The 22,961-nt window shown below is 49.2% G+C and carries 20 protein-coding genes, 7 tRNA genes and 1 rRNA gene; 22 read left to right on the plus strand and 6 right to left on the minus strand.

Annotation, left to right across the window (positions count from 1 at the left end; translation table 11 throughout):
* Positions 1-70, plus strand: a 5S ribosomal RNA gene (gene rrf / locus I8U19_RS17850); the annotation flags it as partial.
* Positions 71-161: 91 nt separating this feature from the next.
* On the opposite strand, the gene I8U19_RS02870 is transcribed toward rrf, so the two are convergent.
* On the minus strand, positions 162-329 hold the full coding sequence (locus I8U19_RS02870) for a hypothetical protein (RefSeq protein ID WP_198055149.1): 168 nt from the start codon (positions 327-329) through the stop codon (positions 162-164).
* Positions 330-1,250: 921 nt separating this feature from the next.
* Here I8U19_RS02870 and I8U19_RS02875 point away from each other — a divergent pair.
* From I8U19_RS02875 to I8U19_RS02905, 7 genes are all read left to right on the plus strand, one after another.
* Positions 1,251-1,344 (plus strand) — tRNA-Ser (locus I8U19_RS02875).
* A gap of 37 nt (positions 1,345-1,381) precedes the next feature.
* A tRNA-Phe gene (locus I8U19_RS02880) sits at positions 1,382-1,457 on the plus strand.
* A 5-nt stretch (positions 1,458-1,462) separates the two neighbouring features.
* Positions 1,463-1,538 (plus strand) — tRNA-Thr (locus tag I8U19_RS02885).
* 4 nt (positions 1,539-1,542) lie between these two features.
* Positions 1,543-1,616 (plus strand) — tRNA-Trp (locus I8U19_RS02890).
* A gap of 33 nt (positions 1,617-1,649) precedes the next feature.
* Positions 1,650-1,723: transfer RNA gene (locus I8U19_RS02895), tRNA-Cys, on the plus strand.
* Between the two features lie 18 nt (positions 1,724-1,741).
* Positions 1,742-1,828 (plus strand) — tRNA-Leu (locus I8U19_RS02900).
* 4 nt (positions 1,829-1,832) lie between these two features.
* Positions 1,833-1,909: transfer RNA gene (locus tag I8U19_RS02905), tRNA-Arg, on the plus strand.
* 38 nt (positions 1,910-1,947) lie between these two features.
* On the opposite strand, the gene I8U19_RS02910 is transcribed toward I8U19_RS02905, so the two are convergent.
* On the minus strand, positions 1,948-2,562 hold the full coding sequence (locus I8U19_RS02910; RefSeq protein ID WP_198055150.1) for a hypothetical protein: 615 nt from the start codon (positions 2,560-2,562) through the stop codon (positions 1,948-1,950).
* Between the two features lie 218 nt (positions 2,563-2,780).
* Positions 2,781-3,869, minus strand: a complete 1,089-nt coding sequence (mnmA, locus tag I8U19_RS02915; RefSeq protein WP_198055151.1) for a tRNA 2-thiouridine(34) synthase MnmA — start codon at positions 3,867-3,869, stop codon at positions 2,781-2,783.
* Between the two features lie 460 nt (positions 3,870-4,329).
* Between mnmA and I8U19_RS02920 the strand changes: the two genes are divergently transcribed.
* From I8U19_RS02920 to pepV, 6 genes are all read left to right on the plus strand, one after another.
* Complete coding sequence (locus I8U19_RS02920) at positions 4,330-5,913, plus strand: VWA domain-containing protein (protein WP_052154460.1); 1,584 nt, start codon at positions 4,330-4,332, stop codon at positions 5,911-5,913.
* 27 nt (positions 5,914-5,940) lie between these two features.
* Positions 5,941-6,270, plus strand: coding sequence for a hypothetical protein (locus I8U19_RS02925; protein WP_033102380.1), 330 nt, complete (start codon positions 5,941-5,943; stop codon positions 6,268-6,270).
* A 156-nt stretch (positions 6,271-6,426) separates the two neighbouring features.
* Entirely contained in the window at positions 6,427-7,848 is a 1,422-nt protein-coding gene (locus I8U19_RS02930; protein ID WP_198055152.1) for a basic amino acid/polyamine antiporter, read from the plus strand.
* A gap of 131 nt (positions 7,849-7,979) precedes the next feature.
* On the plus strand, positions 7,980-8,600 hold the full coding sequence (locus tag I8U19_RS02935) for a DUF47 domain-containing protein (RefSeq protein ID WP_033102382.1): 621 nt from the start codon (positions 7,980-7,982) through the stop codon (positions 8,598-8,600).
* The gene (locus I8U19_RS02940) at positions 8,593-9,588 is read left to right on the plus strand and encodes an inorganic phosphate transporter (protein ID WP_198055153.1); all 996 of its coding nucleotides are present in this window, start codon (positions 8,593-8,595) and stop codon (positions 9,586-9,588) included. Before I8U19_RS02935 ends, I8U19_RS02940 begins: the two co-directional genes overlap by 8 nt.
* A 271-nt stretch (positions 9,589-9,859) precedes the next feature.
* A complete protein-coding gene (gene pepV / locus I8U19_RS02945; protein ID WP_198055154.1) occupies positions 9,860-11,275 on the plus strand; it encodes a dipeptidase PepV in 1,416 nt (471 codons plus the stop codon).
* Positions 11,276-11,320: 45 nt separating this feature from the next.
* Here pepV and I8U19_RS02950 read toward each other — a convergent pair whose 3' ends face one another.
* Both I8U19_RS02950 and I8U19_RS02955 read right to left on the minus strand, forming a co-directional pair.
* Entirely contained in the window at positions 11,321-11,962 is a 642-nt protein-coding gene (locus I8U19_RS02950; protein WP_033102385.1) for an Asp23/Gls24 family envelope stress response protein, read from the minus strand.
* An 18-nt stretch (positions 11,963-11,980) separates the two neighbouring features.
* Entirely contained in the window at positions 11,981-13,141 is a 1,161-nt protein-coding gene (locus I8U19_RS02955) for a cysteine desulfurase family protein (protein ID WP_033102386.1), read from the minus strand.
* Positions 13,142-13,381: 240 nt separating this feature from the next.
* Between I8U19_RS02955 and I8U19_RS02960 the strand changes: the two genes are divergently transcribed.
* From I8U19_RS02960 to nadA, 3 genes are read left to right on the plus strand one after another with little or no spacing between them, the layout of a single operon-like run.
* Positions 13,382-14,896, plus strand: coding sequence for an L-aspartate oxidase (locus I8U19_RS02960; protein WP_033102387.1), 1,515 nt, complete (start codon positions 13,382-13,384; stop codon positions 14,894-14,896).
* A 12-nt stretch (positions 14,897-14,908) separates the two neighbouring features.
* Positions 14,909-15,757, plus strand: a complete 849-nt coding sequence (gene nadC, locus I8U19_RS02965; RefSeq protein ID WP_198055155.1) for a carboxylating nicotinate-nucleotide diphosphorylase — start codon at positions 14,909-14,911, stop codon at positions 15,755-15,757.
* Positions 15,757-16,863 carry a quinolinate synthase NadA gene (nadA, locus tag I8U19_RS02970; protein ID WP_370589197.1) on the plus strand — a complete coding sequence of 369 codons (1,107 nt, stop codon included), beginning with the start codon at positions 15,757-15,759 and terminating at the stop codon, positions 16,861-16,863. The genes nadC and nadA overlap by 1 nt, the downstream gene beginning before the upstream one ends.
* Positions 16,864-17,027: 164 nt before the next feature.
* Here the strand turns inward: nadA and I8U19_RS02975 are convergent, their stop codons facing one another.
* Positions 17,028-18,188, minus strand: a complete 1,161-nt coding sequence (locus I8U19_RS02975) for an SH3 domain-containing protein (protein WP_232337212.1) — start codon at positions 18,186-18,188, stop codon at positions 17,028-17,030.
* Between the two features lie 257 nt (positions 18,189-18,445).
* On the opposite strand from I8U19_RS02975, the gene I8U19_RS02980 reads away from it, so the two are divergent.
* The 5 genes from I8U19_RS02980 to I8U19_RS03000 all read left to right on the plus strand — a co-directional run bounded on the left by I8U19_RS02980 (position 18,446) and on the right by I8U19_RS03000 (position 22,886).
* Entirely contained in the window at positions 18,446-19,588 is a 1,143-nt protein-coding gene (locus I8U19_RS02980) for an HAD family hydrolase (RefSeq protein ID WP_232337218.1), read from the plus strand.
* A gap of 114 nt (positions 19,589-19,702) precedes the next feature.
* Positions 19,703-20,317, plus strand: coding sequence for a superoxide dismutase (locus I8U19_RS02985; RefSeq protein WP_198055158.1), 615 nt, complete (start codon positions 19,703-19,705; stop codon positions 20,315-20,317).
* 258 nt (positions 20,318-20,575) lie between these two features.
* A complete protein-coding gene (locus I8U19_RS02990; protein WP_370589754.1) occupies positions 20,576-21,268 on the plus strand; it encodes a cell wall hydrolase in 693 nt (230 codons plus the stop codon).
* A gap of 113 nt (positions 21,269-21,381) precedes the next feature.
* Positions 21,382-21,663, plus strand: a complete 282-nt coding sequence (locus I8U19_RS02995) for an alpha/beta-type small acid-soluble spore protein (protein WP_198055159.1) — start codon at positions 21,382-21,384, stop codon at positions 21,661-21,663.
* Positions 21,664-21,740: 77 nt separating this feature from the next.
* The gene (locus tag I8U19_RS03000) at positions 21,741-22,886 is read left to right on the plus strand and encodes an MGDG synthase family glycosyltransferase (RefSeq protein WP_152568643.1); all 1,146 of its coding nucleotides are present in this window, start codon (positions 21,741-21,743) and stop codon (positions 22,884-22,886) included.
* Positions 22,887-22,961 lie beyond the last annotated feature (75 nt).

A 22,961-nucleotide genomic window follows, 5' to 3' on the forward strand; every position in this document is an offset into this window, starting at 1 on the left:
ACGGAAGTTAAGCCCTCCAGCGCCGATGGTACTTGGGGTTCACCCCTGGGAGAGTAGGTCGTTGCCAGGCAAAGATACAAGCCACCTCGTTGGAGGTGGTTTTTTTGTATTCTGTAAAAGCCAGTGGGTCAAGAAACGATCGAGAAAACCAACCTCTGACTTCAGTTATGCCGTATTCGATATGCTATGCCGTATTCGATATGCCCTGCATAGCCATCGACATTTTTGGTTTTAAAACCGTCCCTCTCGCCCAATTTGAGCATATATTCCAGCGCTTCGGCAATTTTCCGGCCAAACGGGGCTCCCAATCCGCTGTCGGCGTCATCCAAAACGCTTTCAATCGCCAGGAACTTTTTCAGTTCTTCCAGCTAGATGGGAGTGGGCGTCAGATGAGGGGATGAGCTGGTCTTGCACTCTTTTTTTGAACTCTCTGGGATCGTGGTGAAATTGGAACAGATGATACATGGGAAACGGTTCAAAGCAATCCGGATGTTATGATCGACTGCAAGGATTCTGCTGTTCTTCTCAAATATCGATGAAGAGCGCTGTTTTCCTCTGTGAGGGAGATCAGATGGAAGAGATGTTAATGGTATGCAAAAGAGCAGGAGAAGGATGGATTGTGTATTGATTCCTCCAAATGTGCCCCTTCAGTTAGTTGCACCGTTGCACGTTCACCAAATGGATCCGCGAAGATCAAAGAATCTGCACCAGGATATCCAGTGGTGCTCTCGGCGGAACAATTTGGAAGGCTCTCAAGTCAAGCACATGGTAAGGAAACATAAGCCGGAAAAATCCATCACGGATGCCGATGGGCTGAGTTTGACGCCATGTTTGAACATAAGGCAAAATTGGTTTGGAAGAAGTTTTGGCAAGGGTTAGCAAAACTTTTCCTTTCACCGTTCTTGCTACGGGAAAAGAAGCAAAGACAAACCTCCCGCGTTTTGGCAATGACAACAAGGGCATGAAAGCTGTCAAAAGCGGGGCGGGGAATGATCCGTCGCAGACAGGGATTTGGAAATACGGGAAGATTGCAGGGACAACGCAACCCGTACCTGCAATACACTTTTACAGAAAGAAAGAATGACGCTCCAAAAAACGTAAAAATACAAACATGGGCAACAAAATTTCAGAATAAATTTAAATCAAAATTCCTGTTGACATTATAATTGAACCTGTGTAATATAATATTTGTCGATGCGATACGAAGTAAAAAATGCCTCGATTGAGACAAATGATTTGCTAAATAACATGGAGAGATGTCCGAGTTGGCCGAAGGAGCACGATTGGAAATCGTGTAGGCGGGCAAAACCCGTCTCGAGGGTTCGAATCCCTCTCTCTCCGCCACTTAACAAATGATGATCGAGGAAAGAGGACTGAATAAGGCTCGGTAGCTCAGTCGGTAGAGCAGAGGACTGAAAATCCTCGTGTCGGCGGTTCGATTCCGTCCCGAGCCACCACTTTCGCTGGTGTAGCTCAATTGGTAGAGCAACTGACTTGTAATCAGTAGGTTGGGGGTTCAAGTCCTCTCACCAGCACCATTGAAGGGGCGTAGTTTAATGGCAGAACAGAGGTCTCCAAAACCTCCAGTGTGGGTTCGATTCCTACCGCCCCTGCCAGTATGATCGTATTGCTGATGAATCGATTCATATGGCGGCATAGCCAAGTGGTAAGGCAGAGGTCTGCAAAACCTTTACCCCCGGTTCGAATCCGGGTGCCGCCTCCATGAAAAATTGATAATCGTGCGGACGTGGCGGAATTGGCAGACGCGCAAGATTCAGGTTCTTGTGGCCGCAAGGCTGTGGGGGTTCGAGTCCCTTCGTCCGCACCAATATGTGCCCTTAGCTCAGCTGGACAGAGCGTCTGACTACGGATCAGAAGGTCGGGAGTTCGAATCTTCCAGGGCACGCCAAAAAAAGGATCGGTCGTTTTGATCGATCCTTTTTATTTTTATTTGGTCGCATAATCTGATTTTGGCTGGGCCCATTTAACGTTTTTCTCCAGTTCCTGGATCAGACCGGGTTGATCAAAATCGAAATAATCGATCGGCTTGGGCTGTTTCTCTGCTGCCTTCTTATCACTTTCATAGACGGGTTCCTCTTTTTCTTTTGTGGAATCTTTTGTGGAATCATTGAGAGCCACGACAGGAGAAAGCTGGGAAGTCGAATGGGTGGATGGGCTTTTCTCCTTCAAATGGGGCACATGCGTGCTGATCCGTTCCTGGTTCGTTGCCAAATCGGTTTCATTTGCGGGGAGTGATGTGCTTTTTTCCGTTTGTAGATTGCCTCGGGAAGCGATTTGACGGGGTGACGGGCTTTCAGTCTTGTGATCCGTGGCTGTTTGGATCACTTCTGTTTTGGGTTCAGGATTCTGGATGACTGGTGCAGCATCGGTTTGATTTCTGACCGCAGCGGTGGAAGTGAGACAGTAGGCGCCGAATGACATGATCGAGCATGCAACGCCGGCACTGATAAACCCAATCGCTTTTCGTCTGATCTGTAAGCTGAAGTCTTCGGGAGACAAATCGTCCGGCTTGCGAACCGGAGTATTCTGTTTACCTTTCATTGAGGAAACCTCCCTGCCTCGCGGTTTCGACGGATTTAAAAATAGAGGGAATAAAGAAAAGATTATGTCGATGGTAATAGAATAAATTCGCAACCTTGCGCGGAAATTCCTTCCATGATTCCGGTGTATCCAAAGAAACTTTTTCCACAGAGCGAGGATGAAATTTAAAAGGAGCTCTTTCGAGTTTTTTACTGAAAGAGCCCTTTTCCAAGTTATATTTAAAAGGTCTGATCGATAATTCCTCCGCCAAGGCAGATTTCATCCTGATAAAAGACCACGGACTGACCGGGAGTTACTGCACGTTGCCGCTCTTTGTACTCGACGCGAAATGTGCCGTCCGCTTGCGGGGTGACGAGAACGGGCTGATCTTGTTGGCGATAGCGAAATTTGGCCGTGCATTCAAACGGACTTTGCGGGGTTCCATCGCCCAGCCAGTTGATATCCGTTGCAATCAGTCCGCTCGAATAAAGAGCTTCATGATCATGCCCCTGGGCAACATATAAGGTATTGGTGGACAAATCTTTTTTTACGACAAACCAGGGTTCACCGGTTCCGCTGCCGCCAATGCCCAAACCTTGGCGCTGCCCGAGCGTGTAATACATCAAACCATCATGAGTTCCTTTATATTCCCCGTCCAGTGTCCGAATTTCACCTGGCTGTGCAGGGAGATACTGGCTTAAAAACTCACGGAAATTCCGTTCGCCGATAAAGCAAATGCCTGTGCTGTCTTTCTTTTTGGCAGTAGGCAAACCCGCTTCCTCAGCCAGTTTCCGCACTTCCTTCTTTTGCATGTGTCCGATGGGAAAGATGGCCTGCATCAGCTGGGGTTTGTGCACAGCATAAAGAAAATAGGTTTGGTCTTTGTTTGGATCGGCACCGCGGGCAAGATATTTTTGACCGTCCCGTTCAATGATTTGAGCATAATGGCCCGTGGCGATATAATCAGCACCCAGTTGTTTGGCTTTATTTAAAAACTCCCCGAATTTGATTTCGCGGTTGCACATCACATCGGGGTTCGGCGTGCGGCCTTTGCGGTATTCATCCAAAAAATACTGAAAGACTTTTTGCTCATACTCTTTTTCGAAATTAACCGAGTAATAGGGAATGCCGATGTGCGCACAGACACGCCGCACATCTTCAAAGTCTTCCGTTGCCGTGCAGTGTCCGAATTCATCCGTGTCGTCCCAGTTTTTCATAAACAGGCCGATCACATCATAGCCTTGTTCTTTTAAAAGCAGAGCGGTGACCGATGAATCGACACCACCGGACATGCCGACTACGACACGCAATTGGTTGTTTTTGCTCATAACGATCCGTCCTATGTGAAAAATTCTTAACAGCTCTCCTCTGTCAGGGCAACTTGTCCCTAACCGTTATTATACCGAAATCCTTTTATTTCAACAAACAAAGGAATCAATGGAACCAAATGGCACAATCGTAGCGCCTGCATTTGCCCCTGAAGGAGAACGATCTTGGTGAACGGTTCATTTTGCCGGAAACATTGAATAAACTGGATTTACATCATCCCCGTCCATGTTTGAAGGGGAGCGAGCCATCGGCTGTCGTAGCGCCCGGGAGGAAGTTTCCTTAACAGCGGTGCAAGTGAAAAACGTGGATGGGAAATGAAAAATGCCGCAAGATTGTCAATCGCTCCGCCGGCCGGATGTTGTCAAATGAGTACAGTTCAAGTAAGCTAAAATCAAACTGGTACACCAGAAGGTGAAGGGGCATCCCTTCAACCAAAAAGCCGACTCAGAAGGAGGGCTTATGCAAAAAAGAAAGTTTTGTTTTCTGCTATTCGGGATGCTTGTCGCTGCCTTTTCTCTGAGTGGTTGCTCTCCGGTGCTCCAGCAAATCAAACAGACGGCAGGAAGCCAAATTGATAAGCCGGACCAATTAAATCATTTGGATCAACTGGCGATCAAAGACAATCAATCAACCCAGGAGGAAAAGGAAATCGAACAAGATGATCTTCCGCGAAGCCCGGCTCCACATACGGACTTGCCGGATATCCTTGCAGACCGGGGAGAAGGAGAATACGCCGGCGACAAGTACAACCAATCAAGGGTGATCAAGGCGTTGAAGCAGATGCCGAAAGGATTGTCGGATGACAAAGCGTATGCTTATCTGTTAGGGTTGGTTGGCGAAAATTATAAAAATGATGTTCAGTTTTTTGATGAATTGGGTAAAACCAGCTATGAAGATAAAGTGAATGCATGGCAGCAGGTCGCTAACCGATGGAAGGCAGACACAACGCAAAAATCCGGTGCGAATTCATCTGCTTCAGCCAGCACGTTGCCGGCAAAACCCACTGCTCCGAAAAAAATAAATTTTGTCGTCCTTTTGGATACAAGCAAGAGCATGGACGGGGAAATAAATGGAAAGACGAAGATGGATTATGCCAAAGAGGCGATCCAAAAATTTGCCGACTCCCTGCCCAAGGATAAGACGGCTTTTCAGTTGAGGGTTTACGGCAATCAGGGAAGTGCCGAGGAAAAGGACAAACCGCTTTCTTGCCAAAGCACCGCCAAATTGGTTTCGGGTGCCGTGCCGGATCAGTCCAAATGGAAGGAAGTGCTGGACAAGATCAAACCGACCGGCTATACTCCCATGGCCCTCGCGATTCTAACCAGCAAGCAGGACATGATGCCGGGGGCTCCGACGCAAGCGGAAAATCAGTTGATCATCGTCAGCGACGGCTATGAAAACTGTGGCGGTGATCCGGTTAAGGCGGCTGAGAATCTCCACCTCTCCAACGCGCTGGCCAATGTTCATGTCATCGGCATCGATGTCGATCCGAAAACGGAAACCAAACTGAAGCAAGTGACCGATGTCACAGGTGGCGACTATACAGCGGTTGACGATCCGAAAAAATTGGATCAAGCCTTTCAAGAGCGAAAGCTCTCTTTGAAAATGGCCAATTCTCCATGGCAAATGAGAGCGCTTGATTCGATCATCAAAGAGCACCGTTTGGATGAAAATCGGCTGGAGCAGTTTCATGACAATCTGGTCGGCAAGATCGAGCAAGAATACAACCGCCTGGATCAGGCGAACCATTTCGTTGAAAAGACAGGCAAAGTCGATACGGAAACCTTCGACACGATTAATAATTGGATTCATGAACGCAAATCCCAATTGAAGGATTATTCCGATCGGCGCCAGCAGGAAATCTCTATGGAGCTGGATAAGAACTGGCAAAATCAGGCGAACGTTCTGCTTGATGACTGGAGCAAAGAAGGCGGAGATAAAACCGAGATTATTAAACAGGCCAAGCAATTGTTGCAAAACGATCTGTTGAAAAAACAAATGGATTTGTATAAACTGAAACAAAATCAAGCAGACGTGCACTAGTGACAAAAAGGCAAGGGAGAATCATCGATGGATACGGTGCCGTTTGAGTTTCGATACGACCAGCGGCTGGGGATCAAGCGTCCCTTTTTACATCAGGAATATGAGGCGTTGTCTAAAGAACTTCAAGATGAATTTGAATTGAAATGCCAGGAGATTTGTTCGCAAATTCCTGAACGGGTCAAGATGTTGGAAAGGGAGTATATGCAGAAATTCAATGATCTGAAGGAAATGGACGACGAAACTTCATTTTTGCGGCTGACGGAGGAAATGAATGAGTTGTCAAGGCGAATTTGCGATTTGAATATCCTATACTTACATATTGAAGGAACCTATCTGGCCGCAAATGTTCACGCCTGAACGGAGGCGCCAAGCCGAAAAGGAGCTTGGCGCCTTTTATGTTGCTTCCAATCTTTATCACTTTACTAAATTAACGAATTAATATAGTATACATAAATGTGTGCGATAAATTGTCATTTATATCGATATAAAGCTCATCAATGGAGTGAATGAAGAATGGGACAACAAAGGCAATTGGGTTTATGGGCGCTGATGGCAGCCATCATCGGTTCGGTGATCGGGGGAGCAGCCTTTAATCTGCCCAAGGATATGGCATCAGCCGCCAACAGCGGAGCGGTGATGATCGCCTGGCTGATTACGGGGGCGGGAATGGTGATGCTGGCCCTGGTATTCCAAAATTTGACCTTGCGCAAAAGCGAACTGACCGGGGGAATCTACAGCTATGCGCGGGCGGGATTCGGAGCGTTTATCGGGTTTAACAGCGCGTGGGGTTATTGGATTGCCTCGATTTTGGGACTGGTTTCCTTTATTCCGCTTTTGTTCAGCACCCTGAATTATTTTTATCCGATCTTTGGAGAGGGAAACAATCTTCCTTCTCTGCTGGGCGGAACCCTTTTTGTCTGGGCTTTTCATTTTTTGGTCATGCGCGGGGTGAAAGAGGCGGCTTTTGTCAACTTTATCACCACGATTGGAAAATTGATGCCTATTTTCATTTTCATCATCTTCCTGGTCTTTGCCTTTCACCGCGGAATCTTTTTCACGGACTTCTGGGGAAACGGTTCGTTTTCCTGGACTCTTATCATGAAACAGGTAAAGGATTCGATGCTGGTTACCTTATGGGCATTTGTCGGTATTGAAGGAGCCGTTGTTTTGTCCGGAAGGGCCAAACGGCATCGGGATGTCGGCACGGCGACCGTATTCGGTTTATTGGGCACATTGTTGGTCTATATGCTGATCTCCATTTTGTCCTTGGGGGTTTTGAGCAGAGAGCAACTGCAGGCGTTGCCGGAGCCGTCCATGGCTTATGTTCTCGCTAAGATCGTCGGACCGTGGGGGGCTGTTCTTATCAATGTCGGGTTGATCATTTCGATTGCGGGAGCGATGTTGAGCTGGATTCTGCTCACGATTGAGATTCCCTATGTGGCTGCGCAGGATGGCATGTTTCCCCGCAGCTTTATGCGGGAAAACCGCAAAAATACGCCGATCGTTTCCCTGTGGTGGACAAGCCTGATCACGGAAGCATTCGTCATTATCGTTCATTTCTCCGCATCCACTTATCAGGCGGTTTATTCGATGGCCAGTGTGGCGGTTTTAATTCCCTACCTCCTGTCAACACTATATCAATTAAAGTTGGTAAAAACGGGGGAAACTTATCTTAATGATAAAGATAAAGTGCGGGATGGTCTGATCGGATTTCTGGCTGCACTTTATTCTTGCTGGCTCCTGTATGCCGCGGGCCTGGATTATTTGCTGATGGTCTCTTCTCTTTATCTGGCGGGATTTGTGCTCTACATCCCCATGCAACTGTCCAGGAAGAGAAAGCTGTTCAAAGGCCAGGACTGGCTGGTCGCCTTGGCCATTTCCGGTGCGGGAATCGCAGCGATCGGGATGATCCTCACTGGCAACTTATCCCCATAATTTACCATTGTAAAGTTTTTGTTAATCAAGATTAAAGGATTTATAAAAAGTGTGTTGAACCGGTTTTCAGTACACAATATTAAAGATTAATATATTCTTGGTTGAATTTTGGTTGACTGGGAGGAAATCACGTGCTTTTTAACCGCTCTAAGGATCGCCTTTTTTATCAAATGATGGTGGATGCCACAGCCAATATCATTGAAGCTGTGCAATTGTTCCGTGAGAATGTGGAAACACTCGAAGAGAAAGAAAGATATGCGGAGCAAATCAAAGAGCTGGAAAGCAAAGGGGATGAGTATACTCACCTGCTCATCAAAGAGTTGAATCAAACCTTTGTGACTCCGCTCGATCATGAAGATATTTTAAAATTGGCACAAACCTTGGACGATGTGATCGACGGGATCGAAGCGTGTGCCGCCCGTTTCGTTTATATGCATGTTGACAATCCCACCCCGTATCTCAGCAAATTTGGGGAGATCTTTGAAAAATCGGCCGTGTACCTGCAAGACGCCTTCAGGGCTTTGGAAAAAAGGGACTATGCCGGGATTCGCAAGATCTCGATTGAAATCAATATGCTGGAGAATGAAGCGGATAAATTAATGCGTGAAGGAATCAGCTCTCTGTTTGAGGAGCCGGTCGACTTGATCCAGTTAATCAAGATGAAAGAAATCTACGAAAAACTGGAGGACGTGACAGATACCTTTGAAGACGTGATGGATATCATGGAAAGCGTGGTCATGAAGTATGCTTGATCCTTTTTGGATATTGGTGGCTGTGATCGCGCTTGCTCTGGTTTTTAACTTTACCAATGGTTGGCACGATACCGCCAATGCGATTGCGACGGTGGTCGGTACGCGGACGCTGTCGCCGTGGATGGCCATTTTGCTGGCAGCTGTTCTCAATTTGGCGGGTGCGTTTTTCTCAACGGAAGTGGCCAAAGCGATTGGGGAAGATATTGTCAACATCCATTATGTTACTTTAATTGTGCTTCTTTCCGCGTTAATCGCCGTGATCGTCTGGAATGTGATTACGGTTTTAATGGGATTGCCGACCAGCTCTTCCCACGCCCTGATCGGCAGCATTATCGGTGCCGCCCTGGCTTACAAGGGTCCTTCGATCCTGCAATATCACGGCATTATTACGATTTTAATTGCGATGCTCATTTCTCCCGTTCTGGGCGGGATCGTCAGTGCTGCCATCATCAAATTGATTCGCGGATTTTTCAGCAATATCCCCCGTTCGCGGGTGAAAACGATCTTCAAGTATTTGCAGATTCTTTCCTCCGCTTTTATGGCGTTCAGCCATGGTGCGTCTGATGCGCAAAAGGCGATGGGAGTGATTGGGATGGCTCTCTTCGCTTTCGGTTCGCACTCGCAATTTACGGTTCCATGGTGGGCCACAGCTGCATCGGCACTGATCATGGGGGTGGGAACAGCTGCAGGAGGACGTAAAGTGATTCATACGATTGGATCGCGTCTGAGTCGCCTGGAAACCCCGCAAGGTTTTGCCGCAGAGACGGGAGCTGCTTTTTTGCTGACCACGGTGGCGAAAATCGGAGTGCCCGTCAGTACGACACACACCATCACCGGCTCGATCATCGGGGTGGGAGCGGCGGAACGCTTGCGCAGTGTCCGCTGGAGCGTTGCCGGCAAAATTATCTACGCCTGGGTGCTCACTTTGCCGGGAACAGCCGTGATGTCGTACTTACTGTATATGGCCTTGAAATTCCTTGAACCCTAAGCTGCGGCAACAGCCTGTTCATCATGACGAACAGGCTGTTTTTTCTTTTTGGCACGGCATGAAGGAACGATTTTTTCGTTGCTGATTTGGCGGAAACAGGACAGGCGTGATATAGTAAAAGCAGTGAAAAAATAAAGCAAAAATTTCCAAGCTAAAGGCTCAAATGCCTCCAATTATTTTAAATTTAAAGTATGAATCCCGGTTTGGGCTGATACATAAGGGAAGGGGAGAAAAACGGCATATGATATGGAAAAAGCAGGAGGAGTCGTTGATGACAGAGGTGGCATGGTACGATGAAGTCCTCAAACGCAAAGACGAGATGCTGGAAGAACTGAAAGAGTTCCTGGCGATTGAAAGCGTTTTAGATGAGGCCGACAGCGGATTGGGAGCCCCGTTTGGCCGGAAAATTGCCGAAGCGCTGGAATATATGCTGAAATTGGGCGAGAGGGACGGTTTTAAAACCAAAAATGTCGATGGCTATGCAGGGCATATCGAATACGGGGAAGGAGAAGAACTGATCGGCGTGCTCGCTCATGTCGATGTCGTTCCGGCCGGTGACGGATGGACCTCTCCTCCTTTTGCCCCGGAGATTCGTGACGGAAAATTGTATGCACGGGGAGCCATCGATGATAAGGGACCTGCGATGGCGGCCTATTTTGCCCTAAAAATCGTCAAGGAACTCGGTTTGCCGCTGTCCAAACGCGTTCGTCTCATCTTGGGCGGAGATGAAGAATCGCAGTGGCGTTGTATGGCACATTATTTTGAGCGTGAAGAGATGCCGACAATGGGATTTTCTCCCGATGCTGACTTTCCGATTATCTCGGCGGAAAAAGGACTTTTGGATCTTCGTTTTGCGGGAACCAATGAAAAGAGCGAAGCGAAAGACGGCGAATGGAAACTGGTGCAATTCAAAGCGGGACAGCGGGTCAATGTGGTTCCTGACCTGGCAGAAGTGAAGCTGGCGGGCGAAGGCGATGTGTTTGAACTGAAAGAGAAAGTGCAGGACTTTTTGCTGACCCATCGAATACAGGGATATGCCGAAGAAAGAAATGAAGGAGTTACCATCTCGATCAAAGGGCGTGCCCATCATGGATCGGAACCGGAAAAAGGGTTGAATGCCGCATTGGAAATGGCCCGGCTCCTGGCTGCAATTCCGCTCGATTCCGCAGGGCGGCAATTCATTGAGACAATCAATCGCTATCTGGTGGATAGCTTCTTCGGAGAAAAACTGGGGATTGCCATGGAAGACGAGTTTACAGGCCGTTTGACGGTGAATGCCGGCATTTTCAGCTATGAAGCGGAAGGTGAACGGATGATTCGCCTGAACGTCCGCTATCCGAAATCGGGTGAGGGAGAAAAAATTTGCGAGGCGATTGAAGAAAAACTGGCGGACGATCATTTCCGCATCACGGAGATCGACCATAAACCCGCCCACTTTGTTGAACCCGATCATTCCCTGATTCGGATCTTGTCCAAGGTTTATGAGGAGCAAACCGGAGAAAAAGCAGAACTGTTGGCGATTGGCGGAGGCACTTATGCGCGCGTCCTCGATGTCGGAGTCGCTTTTGGGCCATTGTTCAAGGGACGGGAAGAAACGGCACATCAGCGGGATGAACACATTGTGGTTGAAGACTTGTTAAAAGCGACGGCCATCTATGCCCAGGCGATTTATGAATTGGCCAAATAACATGCAAAACCCCCCTCTCGATTCTTCCGGTGAGAGGGGGGTTTCTCATGGTTCCATCTTATAGATCTTGTAGAGAAAAGAGTGCGGATTGGTATCGCCGGGCAGTTGCCGCGCGATCTCGATCGGAATCCCTTGCTTGATCATTGTCCGGTGAATCGCCTCAAACTCCCTGGCGTCGTACAGGGGAGAATTATAATTGTTCAAATCCACTGTTTGCCCGTCCTTAAAGAAAACGAGGTAGACCAAACGGTAAGGGCCTGGATTGAACGGCCAACGTTCCGGACGATAATCCAGCTCGATGTGATCGATATCTTGCCAGCGCTTGGCTTTCATGGTTTCCATATTCCAAAATTCGTTGTAGGCGATACCACGCCGGGTGACCAGCAGATAGTTGTCAAAGGAGAGAACCACAAACGGGCTGCAGAGCAGATAAAAGGCCGAAAAAAGGAAGAACAGCCTTTTGAGACGGCCCGGATTTTTCCGTTGTTGAATAAACATGGTGATAAAAAGGGCGACCAGGCAAAAAAAGGCGAACACAAAAGCGTGTGAGATCGGTGTTCCGCTTAAGTATACCTGGTCAGGCTCCGTATAGTTCATCTGTTGCAGGGTGAAGAACAAAATCCAGGCGGCAAAGGCGACAGCGAAAATGACGATCAGTCTGAGTATAACGGAGAAAAACTTACCCAATGAGTCGATCCTCCATCTTTAGGATTCATTGATTAAAAGAGAGCGCAGTTCATCCATCACCTTTTTCAAACAGGTGATAAAACGCTGGAGTTCAGCTTCGGTCGTTTCTTTTCCAAACGTGATTCGCAGGCTTTGAAAAGCTGTTTCTTCATCTGTGCCCATGGCCATCAGCACATGGGAAGCGGCATGTTTTCCCGCACTGCAAGCCGAACCGCTGGAAACATAAATTTTATTGCGACTAAGCTCCAACAACACGGCCTGCCCCTCCACGCGGTGAAAGCTCAGATTAAGGTTGTTTGGCAAGCGCCGGGTGGGATGACCGTTTAACACCACTTCGCCGATTTCATCACGGATGCGCTGCCAACAAGCATCCCGCAATCGGGTTAAGCGCGCGGATTCCGCTTCCGCTTCCTGTGCGGCCAAATAGGCGGCTGCACCAAACCCGACGATGGCCGGGGTATTTAACGTGCTCGGACGCAATCCCCGTTCCTGACCGCCGCCGTGGAAAAGGGGTTCGATTCGCACCCCTTTACGGATGTACAAAGCGCCGATTCCCTTTGGACCTCCGATCTTGTGACTGCCGATCGAGAGCAGATCCACGCCCAGATCGGCCACGGACATGGGGACTTTTCCGAAATATTGCACGGCGTCGGTATGAAACAAAATGGAACTTCTCTTCAGCAGCCGGCTGATTTCCGCGATCGGCTGTATCGTTCCGACCTCGTTGTTGGCCGCCATGATGCTGACGAGAATCGTTTTATCCGTAAGGGCTTTTTTCACATCTTCGCTGCGGACAAGCCCGAACCGGTCGACAGGGAGGTATGTCACCTCAAATCCTTCTCTTTCCAGTTGACGGCAGGCTTCCAGCACAGACGGATGTTCGATGGAAGAAGTAATGATGTGGTTGCCTTTGTTTCTGTGTTTGCGAGCTGCTCCGATCAAGGCGAGATTGTTGGCTTCGGTGCCGCTGCCGACAAAAATGATTTCGCGCGGAGAGTCGGCATCGATCGCTTCAGCCACTTGCCGGCGGGCGTGTTCGATCGCTTCGCGGCTGACTTGCCCGAAGTCGTGAATGCTGCCGGAGTTGCCGTACTTTTCCCTGAAATAAGGGAGCATGGCTTGAAGCGCTTCCTCCCTGACCGGACTGGTGGCTCCATAATCGAGATAAATGGTTTTCATACACCCAACTCCGCTTCCTGAAATTGTTCTTTCATTATTATAGCGAAAAAAGAAAAAGATAGGTCTCACTTTGCCAATCTGTCAAAAAACCAATCGAGAGGCAAGTGAGATTAATCACATTTTTCTCTGTTACCTTCTGATTTAAAATGAAAAAGATAATTTTGGTGGTTGACTTTCTGAACAATCCTGAGAAAATAAAGGTGAGCAATTTGTTAAGAATTTGTGAAAGGATAAACAAACATGATCCGAGAAATGACCGATTACGTGGTGGTAGGGAGCGGTATTGCAGGATTGGTGACAGCGCTTTCTTTGGCTGAAACGGGAAAAGTTGCCGTTTTGACCAAGTCGCAGAAAGCCGACAGCAATTCCTACCGGGCCCAGGGGGGGATTGCGGCGGCGATCGGGGAAGACGATTCGCCTGAATTGCATCTCGAGGACACCTTGCGTACCGGTGTGGAACTTTGTGATCCGAAATCGGTGGAATGCATGGTAAAAATGGCTCCGGAAACCATCCGGATGTTATCGGATTGGGGAACTCCCTTTGACAAAAGAGGAGATCAGTTTGCCCTCGGTCGGGAAGGATCGCATACCGTTTCCCGAATTTTGCACGTGATGGGAGATTCAACCGGCGCCGGCATCACATCCGCGTTGTTGAAGCAGGCCGTCGCGCATGCAAACATCACTCTTGAAACGCATACGATGGTAGCCGATTTGCTGGTAAAAGACGGAGTTTGTGCCGGAGTGGTCGTCGCGGATCCGGATCGGGAACCGATTGGTTATTTTGCAAAAAAAGGGGTTGTCCTGGCGACCGGTGGCTGCGGTCAAATCTACCGGTATACGACCAATCACCTTGTCACGACGGGCGATGGATTTGCGATGGCTCACCGTGCCGGAGTCAAGTTGATGGATATGGAGTTTATCCAGTTTCACCCGACCGCGCTGGCAGTCGAGCAAAACCCGATGTTTCTTGTTTCCGAAGCGGTTCGGGGAGAAGGAGCGGTTCTGGTAAACGATGAGGGTGAAGCATTTATGGAGCGGGTTCACCCTTGGAAAGACTTGGCGCCGCGTGATGTGGTTTCCCGGGCGATTTATATGGAAATGCAAGCAGGGAGATCCGTTTATCTGGATGCGACGAAGCTGGGACGGACATTTAAGGAGAGGTTCCCCAAAATCCATCGCCAGGCGGTGCTTTGCGGCATCGATCCCGAACATGACCTGATCCCGGTTACACCGGCGGCTCATTTTATCATGGGCGGAATTCGTACCGATCTCCAAGGCCGGACTTCGCTTCCGCGGTTGTTTGCCTGTGGGGAAGTCGCTTGCACCGGAGTGCATGGAGCCAACCGGCTGGCGAGCAACTCGCTTTTGGAGGGGGCGGTTTTCGCGCAGAGAGTGGCGGCAGAGCTTTCATCCTACAGCGAGCGGAGTGGAGCGGCGTTTGACGGAGAATTTGTATCTCCAATTTTGTGCAGTGATAAGCAAACTGAGGAAACGATCAAAGACCGCATCCGGGAGATCATGTGGGATCACGCGGGAATTGTTCGCTCGTCCGAGGGGCTTAAACAGGGGCTTTCCCTGTTGGATGAAGTAAAAAAACAAGTGAGACCCGGGATGCTGGAATGTTTAAATATGTTAACAACTGCACAAATCATCATGAAAGCAGCATTGTGGCGCAAAGAGAGCCGCGGAGGTCACTATCGCTTTGACTATCCTGATCCAAGTCCGGATTGGGTGCAAAGGCACAATGTGATTTAAGGGGGACCAAGGATGAACACAGTTGCGTTACGGCAATTTATTCGTGAAGCTTTGAACGAAGACCTGGGAGTCGGGGATTTGACGACCGAAGCGCTCGTTCCTGCCGGGCATCAAAGCTCTTGTGTCTTTATCGCCAAACAACCCGGCGTCATTGCGGGCTTGCCCGTGGCGAAGATGGTGTTTGAAGAGCTGGAGCCGCAGATTGCCTGGACGGCATTGGTCGAGGAAGGGGCGGAAGTGGAAAAAGGGACTCCGGTTGCGCGAATCTCCGGTCCGACGAGTGCCATTTTGACCGGGGAACGGGTTGCCCTCAATCTGTTGCAGCGCATGTCCGGCATCGCCACCATCACCCGCCGGTTGGTAAAGAAACTGGAAGGTTTGAATTGCAAAGTGCTGGATACCCGCAAAACGACACCGGGTTTGCGCCAGCTGGAGAAGTATGCAGTCCGCGTCGGCGGGGGGAGCAATCACCGCTTTGGCTTAAGCCACGGGGTGATGATCAAGGACAATCATATTGCGATGGCGGGCAGTCTGGCCAAAGCGATTGAAAAGGCGCGCAACTATGTCGGTCATATGGTGCAAATCGAAGTGGAAGCGGACACGCTGGATCAGGTTAAAGAGATTTTGAAATACGATGTAGACGCCATTTTGCTGGATAATATGGATCTGGAGACCTTGCGGGAAGCCGTACGGCTGATCGATGGAAAAGTGTGGACGGAAGCGTCGGGGGGAATCACACCGGAGACGATTCGCGCGATTGCCGAAACAGGTGTGGATGCCGTTTCGCTCGGCTGGTTAACACATTCGGTCACCTCACTCGATATCAGTTTGGACTTTGAAAAAGGAACGGGGGATGCCTGATGGCGATGGATCTGCTTGGCTATGTCGATATGGAAATGCCTGAACAGTACCGTACGATGGGAAGCGAAGAATTGGATGCGCGAATCCGGAGCGCCAAGGAGCGGCTGGGCAAAGATCTTGTGATCCTGGGACACCATTATCAGCGGGATGATGTGATCAAATTTGCCGATTTTCGCGGTGATTCCCTGCGCCTGGCCCGGATTGGCTCAGAGCAGAAAGAAGCCAAGTATATTATTTTCTGCGGCGTCCATTTTATGGCCGAAACAGCGGATACGCTGGCGCAGGATGAGCAAATGGTCATTTTGCCCGATTTGAGGGCCGGCTGTTCAATGGCGGACATGGCTGATATTGAAGAAGTGGAAGAAGCATGGGAAGTGTTGCAGGAGGAGTTTGGGGACACGATCATTCCGGTCACTTACGTGAACTCCACCGCGGCGATCAAAGCGTTTGTCGGACGGCACGGGGGAACGACCTGCACTTCGTCCAACGCGCATCTCGTTCTGGAGTGGGCCTTTAAACAGAAAAAACGCATCCTCTTCTTGCCGGACCAGCATCTTGGAAGAAATACAGCCTACAAAATGGGCATTCCGCTGGAGCAAATGGTCATATGGAATCCGCAAAGCGGCCAGTTCGAAGAGAACAAAGGGAGTTTGCAGGATACGCGGATGATTTTGTGGAAAGGGCATTGTTCCGTGCATCAAAAATTTACCCCCGAGCAGATTCACCGCATCCGCAAACAGGATCCGGAGATGAAAGTGATTGTCCATCCCGAATGTTCTTTTGAAGTGGTGCAGCTCGCTGATCAGGCGGGTTCAACGGACTATATCATTAAAACGATTGAAGCCGCTCCGCCCGGAAGCAAATGGGCGATCGGAACCGAAGTGAATCTGGTTCACCGCCTGGCGGAGGAGCATCCGGAACAGAAAATCGTATTGCTCAGCACCACCATGTGCCCCTGCCTGACGATGAACCGGATCGACCGTCCGCATTTGCTGTGGGCATTGGAAAGTATCCTGGAAGGCCGCCCGATTCACAGAATCGAAGTGGATGAAGAAACGAAAAAATGGTCCAAAGTAGCTTTGGATCGCATGCTGTCGTTAAAATGAAATGTGGAGGAGTGGAGATATTCCACTCCTTTCTATTTATCGGGCAGCGACCACGAGCCGGAAAAAGAGAGATACATGGTGCCGACAGCCCCTGAGGAGTGGAGGCAAAAAGAAAAACGGGCGCATTCCCCGGCGCCCGATAAACCGTTGCGAGTATCATGGAATTATTTTACACAGGACTTATGAATATAAGCAGTTTGCCCGCTCTTTAAGCGGATTTGAAAGAAATCGCCTGCAGACCCTGTCTTCGTAAGTATGGTGCCCTTGCTTACGCGTTGCAGAACCGATGCGGAAAGCGAGGGAGCAGAACGGATATTGGCAAGATAGGCCGTGACCGTCAGTTTGGATGCAGATGGCTTTGCGGTTGAAACAACCTTTGCCACGGAATGATGGACGTAGGCCGTTTTTCCGCTGCTCAAGCGAATCCGATACCATTCCGTGCTGTCGGCAGTCAATGTAAATTTGCTTCCCTTGCCGGCCTGCGTGAAAATGGCTGAATTCAAGCTGGGACTTGTGCGGATATTGGCCCTGTTAACCGTGATGGCAATCTGGCCGTTCGCCGAATGGAACTGCGGAGCCGGAGTCGGTGCCGGTCCGGTCTTAACGCCCGAGACTTTTACGTAGGGTTTGTAGACAAAACCGGTGCGCCCGTTTGGCAATTTCACCTGGTACCAGTCACCGGAGATCCCGGTCAACGACAGACGCGTTCCCTTTTTTAAGGTGGTCAGAACAAATGACCCTGTGGAAGGGCCGGTGCGCGCATTCACATTTTGTCCGGTAATGGTGGCCGTACCCGTGGCAGGCTTTAAGCCGACGCGACTGTCACCCCGCCAATGGTTATCGCTTTTGCCGGAGTGAATCCAGACGGGGGTTCCCTCATAAATCGTGTTGTATAAGGCGATCACATCTTTGTTATTCATGCGGATGCATCCATTGGAAACATGTTTTCCGATCGAATTGGGATTGTTTGTCCCGTGGATGCCATAAGTACGTCCGCGGTCGCCGTTAACGCTGATTCCGTTCCAACGAACCCCGAGAGGGTTGTCGGCCCGTCCGCCGGGAATGTTTTTCCATCCCGGGTTTACGATTTTCACAACAATCGGAAAAGTTCCCTCCGGCGTCAGATTCTTGCTTCGCCCCGTGGCAACGGGATAGGACCGGATCACTTTTCCGTTTTGATAGAGATAGAGTTTATTGGTGGTTTTGTTCACTTCGATCTTGTAATCGGGAAAAGCGGCCGCGTGCGTGTTGGCAGGAAACAGGATCACAATCAGCGCGAGCGCGACAAGACAGGAAAGATAGCGGAGCCATTTATTCTTTGGCAATGAGTCTTCCCCTCCCATTTATGTTTGGGAATTATGCTCGCAACGGACAAAAAATGGCAAATTTCTTCTGTCTATTTCGATCATAATCTATTCATTATGCGATGTGAAGTATTGTTTTTTACGAGATTAGTAAATTATTAAAGATGCGGTCATCCAAATTTATGCACATCACGATGACGGAAGCCTTGCAGTATTCTGTTTCCTTTATTACAATAAAGCAAATTGCACATCGGTAGGAGGAACCGGCTTTGTACAAGATGATATTATTTGATGTCGATGGAGTTTTTTTAAGTGAAGAACGCTGCTTTGATGCTTCGGCCTTGTCGATTTGGGAACTGCTCTACGCTCCGCATTTTTTGGCGGCGGAAAAAGACAGGCATACGACGCAGCCCGGGGAAGAGCAGATTCGATTCATCCGGGAGACCGTGTTTGATCATGACCGCGTTTTGGACTGGATGAAGTCAAAGGGAATCAATTCCAATTGGGATATGGTTTTTTTGGGATTTTCCGCACAGCTTTTGCAGCTTTTGAAAACTCTGGTACCCCGGCATAAAGAAAAGGTGGAACGGTTTTTGCTTGAACCGATTACCGAAGAATCCCTTCGTTCCTTGGCCGGCTGGGGCGAAGCGGAAATCACCTCGTTCCGGCCATCATTTGCGGCATTTCCCCAACTTTTCAAAGGGAAGCAAGCGATCAGCAAACATGAGTTGCTCACCTATTTCAATGAACTCGCTTCCGAGTGGTTTTCCATTCCGGTCACCCAGTTTTCCCGCAACAGCTCATTATGGGAACTGGGATATTCGGTTTATCAGGAATGGTATCTCGGAGCGGAGCTTTACAGGCAGACCGAAGGGAGAGACGCGAGGGAATCGGGCAAAAAAGGTTTTTTATATCAGGAGATTCCGCTGGCACAGCCGGAGAAGATCCGCAAGCTGTTGACCGGTTTGCGTGAGCAAGGGATTACGATCGGCATCGGGACGGGACGGTCCTTCCTGGAAACAAAGGTTCCGTTTGAACAGTTGGATCTCTTCCCGCTGTTTGCGGAAAATCATATTGCGACGGCCACGGATGTCATTGCTGCGGAAGAGGCTTATCCGGAGTTTGCCCCGCTGGGAAAGCCGGAGCCGTATACCTATGTGAAAGCGTATCTGGGCAGAGAAGCTGAAATTTCTGCATGCCTGCGGGAAGCTTTACCGCTTGCCGATGGAAAACAAATTTTGATCGTCGGAGATTCGGTTGCGGATTTCCTGGCCGCCCGCAAGATGGGGTGCGATTTTGCCGCCACCTTGACCGGGTTGACGGGGCAGGCGGCACGGGCGAAATTTGAAGAGTTGGGTGCTGATTTTATCCTGGAAGATGTGACTTGCCTGGAGAAGATTTTTGCGAACGGGTCCGTTTAGGTTGACTATAAGAATCGATTTTTAGCATAATAATAAAGAGGTGTAACAATTTGATTTAACTCCCTTGGCCTTTGCCAAGGATCTATTTTTAATGATTACATAGGAGGGTTTGATATGGCTAAATATGAATTGCCGGCTTTACCCTATGCTTTTAACGCTCTGGAACCGCATATTGATGCGCAAACCATGGAAATTCACCATGATCGCCATCATGCAACCTATGTCAACAATCTGAATGCTGCGATTGAAGGGCAAAACGTAGGGGAAAAAACGGTGGAAGAGCTCATCTCCAACCTGAATGCCTTGCCGGAAAGCATTCGCACCGCTGTCCGCAACAATGGTGGCGGTCATGCCAACCACAGCCTTTTCTGGCAAATTCTCAGCCCGAACGGCGGCGGACAACCGACCGGCGAAGTAGCCAAAGCCATTGACGAAACCTTCGGCAGCTTTGACGCATTCAAAGAAAAATTTGCCAATGCTGCGGCCAAACGTTTTGGAAGCGGCTGGGCTTGGCTCGTTGTCAAAGACGGCAAACTGGAAATCCTCAGCACCCCGAACCAGGACAATCCGCTGATGGACGGCAGCGGAACCCCGATCCTCGGGCTCGATGTTTGGGAGCATGCTTATTACCTCAAATATCAAAACAAACGTCCGGAATACATTAAAGCATTCTGGAACGTGGTCAACTGGGAAGAAGTAAACAAACGCTTCCTCGCTGCACGCGGCTAATATATCAGGTACAAAAAAACCTTCAGCCTTTCCCGGCTGGAGGTTTTTTGCATCTTTCGGGTGCCGGGGGCGAATCGAACAGAGTACGCGTTTGTCCGGATTAACTGGCAGGAACTTACTATTGAGGTGCACAGAGGATTGCTATAGAATGACTGATGTAAAATTAAAATACTTGTATTTAATTTCACCCCTTTCAGGCGCAGGTTCATTCATAAAACGGCGGTGTGAAAGGGAATAAACAATAGGGGAGGTAATTGAGTGAATATTGCGAAAATAACCTTCCCGCTTGTCGTTTCATTCTTGCTGACGCTGGGGATATTGCCCTTTCAACAGCGTCAGGCTGAAGCGGAGAAGAAGATCACACTGGTCAAGATGAAACAAGAGAGTGTTGCCATGAAAATGAAACAGCAATTACAAGCGGGTTTTAACTATAAAGACTGGACAAATAAGACCACGTTTGCGGACGCAGCGGTTCAATACGTGACGAGGAAATATCATTTACGACAAGTCAGCAAGAGCGACAGGGATATGCGCAGGGAAACCGAAGTGAAACATCATCCGGAACGGCATCGCCCCAAGATGCGTGTTTCGCCGGAGGAATTAGCCCTCCTGGCCCACACCGTTTACGGGGAAGCGCGCGGAGAATCGTTTAAGGGACAAGTGGCTGTGGCCGCCGTCATTCTCAACCGCGTCCAAAGCGATGAATTTCCTCATTCCATTCGCGGGGTGATCTACCAGCCCAACGCTTTTACTGCGGTCGATGACGGGCAGATTCATTTAAAACCGGATCAGGAAGCGTATCGGGCGGTAAAAGAAGCGCTGGCAGGGGCGGATCCGACGCATGGAGCCCTTTATTATTACAACCCTGAAATTGCCACCTCCACCTGGATGGAGAAAAAGGCGAAGCACCGAAAAGCGATTCACATCGGCAATCATCTGTTTCTGAAATAACCATCTCCTTTTTCTTTTGCTCGGTGTTTAAAATAGTGTAGAATATAAAAATACGGCTTCCCCTCATAATCACGGTCCATAACTCGCACACTACCTTCAAGGAGGTGGTTTGCATGCCGAGGCGGGGGAGAAATCGCCTGTTGGTTCCGGGTGCTGAAGAAGGGGTGAACCGCTTTAAAAAAGAAGTGGTAAACCAGGTGCTCGGGACGAATATAACCAATTCGGAAGACGTAAAAATGGAAGTGGCCAAACAGTTTGATATCCCCCTCCGGAAAAGAGGAGGAAATGGAGACATCCGGGCAGAAGATGCAGGGAAAATCGGCGGGTTCATCGGCGGAAACATGGTAAAAGAAATGGTCCGCTTGGCGCAACGGTCGATGGCTCGGAAAGATTGAAAGATGGTTAATATTGCTCATAAAAAATGTGGATTTTATCCATTGACGGGACGGGAAAAGTATAATGGGGATGAACGGTGCAAAGGGGGGGAATCGCTATCGAACGCATATTGCTGCTTTCAATGGGATTTGGGACAGGCCATAATGCTGCTGCGAAAGCGTTAGAATGCCAATTTGCAAAACAACGGCCGCATCTTTCGGTTGAAGTGGTCGACCTTTTAAAATTGATTCCTGGATCCTTCCATCCCCTGTTGCAATCCGGTTATCAGGGTATGTTGAATAAATTTCCAACCCTGTATCATTACCTTTATGATTGGACTCATCACAATAAAATTATTCGCTATGTCTCGAGCGAGATGATCGAAAAAATGGGTTGGACGATCCGGAAAAAACTGAGCCAGCTCTTTCCGGATGAACCGGCGCGCATTGTGACGACCCATCCCTTCGGCACACTGCTCTGTCCGGCTGACTGGGAAAACGTTCTTACTGTCGGCGTGGTTACCGATTATGAGTTGCACCCGATTTGGCTCGCCAGGGTTCCGGATGTTTTGTGTGTACCGAAACAGTTGCTCAGGCGCGGGGATCTGGAACGCATTCAATGGAAAACAGGATTGAAATTGCTGGAAACGGGCATCCCGATCAATCCCGCGTTTTATGAAGAAGTTTCCGCTTTGGAGGCCCGCTTGCAGTTGGGGCTTGATCCAAACCGGCCCGTGGTGCTCATCATGGGCGGCGGTACAGGCCTGGGTCCGCTGGAACAAATTGTCGAAGAGCTGAAGGGATTCACCTGGATTCAGTTTGTCGTTTTAACCGGAAAAAACCACAATCTCTACCAACGTCTCAAGAAAAAACACGATTGTCCCCATATTCTCATTGAAGCGTTCCGGCGCGATGTGGCCTTGTTCATGTCGGCTGCTGATCTGCTTGTGACAAAACCGGGTGGCCTGACGATCAGTGAAGCGATTGCCAAGCGATTACCGATGTTTCTTTTTGAGGCTTTTCCCGGCCAGGAAGAAGCAAACCAGCAGTATTTATTGCATCATCGGGTGGCGATGATTACACGTCCCTCCACCATTCGCATTCAGATTGAAAAATTTTTTTCGCCCGGCTTTAATCGCCAGCGGATTCGTGAGAGATTTACGCCGCTTCTCTCACCGGGAGCAAGCCGGCGGATCGTGCGCGAAACACTGACGGCGAAAGAGCCTGTTGTACAGACTTTATGAAGATCGTGCGAGCCGATCTTGATAAAGTCTGTTTTTCTTCAGGCACTTGCAAAAGATATTTTGGCGCGAATATGC

The sequence above is a fragment of the Thermoactinomyces sp. CICC 10523 genome (assembly GCF_016055105.1).
GTDB lineage: Bacteria > Bacillota > Bacilli > Thermoactinomycetales > Thermoactinomycetaceae > Thermoactinomyces_A > Thermoactinomyces_A daqus.

What these genes read in the sequence shown, in the direction of transcription:
- I8U19_RS02910 (WP_198055150.1), bottom strand. Translation starts at nt 2,562, where the DNA reads ATGAAAGGTAAACAGAATACTCCGGTTCGCAAGCCGGACGATTTGTCT.
- mnmA (WP_198055151.1), bottom strand. Translation starts at nt 3,869, where the DNA reads ATGAGCAAAAACAACCAATTGCGTGTCGTAGTCGGCATGTCCGGTGGT.
- I8U19_RS02920 (WP_052154460.1), top strand. Translation starts at nt 4,330, where the DNA reads ATGCAAAAAAGAAAGTTTTGTTTTCTGCTATTCGGGATGCTTGTCGCT.
- I8U19_RS02925 (WP_033102380.1), top strand. Translation starts at nt 5,941, where the DNA reads ATGGATACGGTGCCGTTTGAGTTTCGATACGACCAGCGGCTGGGGATC.
- I8U19_RS02930 (WP_198055152.1), top strand. Translation starts at nt 6,427, where the DNA reads ATGGGACAACAAAGGCAATTGGGTTTATGGGCGCTGATGGCAGCCATC.
- I8U19_RS02940 (WP_198055153.1), top strand. Translation starts at nt 8,593, where the DNA reads ATGCTTGATCCTTTTTGGATATTGGTGGCTGTGATCGCGCTTGCTCTG.
- pepV (WP_198055154.1), top strand. Translation starts at nt 9,860, where the DNA reads ATGACAGAGGTGGCATGGTACGATGAAGTCCTCAAACGCAAAGACGAG.
- I8U19_RS02955 (WP_033102386.1), bottom strand. Translation starts at nt 13,141, where the DNA reads ATGAAAACCATTTATCTCGATTATGGAGCCACCAGTCCGGTCAGGGAG.
- I8U19_RS02960 (WP_033102387.1), top strand. Translation starts at nt 13,382, where the DNA reads ATGATCCGAGAAATGACCGATTACGTGGTGGTAGGGAGCGGTATTGCA.
- nadC (WP_198055155.1), top strand. Translation starts at nt 14,909, where the DNA reads ATGAACACAGTTGCGTTACGGCAATTTATTCGTGAAGCTTTGAACGAA.
- nadA (WP_370589197.1), top strand. Translation starts at nt 15,757, where the DNA reads ATGGCGATGGATCTGCTTGGCTATGTCGATATGGAAATGCCTGAACAG.
- I8U19_RS02980 (WP_232337218.1), top strand. Translation starts at nt 18,446, where the DNA reads ATGATATTATTTGATGTCGATGGAGTTTTTTTAAGTGAAGAACGCTGC.
- I8U19_RS02985 (WP_198055158.1), top strand. Translation starts at nt 19,703, where the DNA reads ATGGCTAAATATGAATTGCCGGCTTTACCCTATGCTTTTAACGCTCTG.
- I8U19_RS02995 (WP_198055159.1), top strand. Translation starts at nt 21,382, where the DNA reads ATGCCGAGGCGGGGGAGAAATCGCCTGTTGGTTCCGGGTGCTGAAGAA.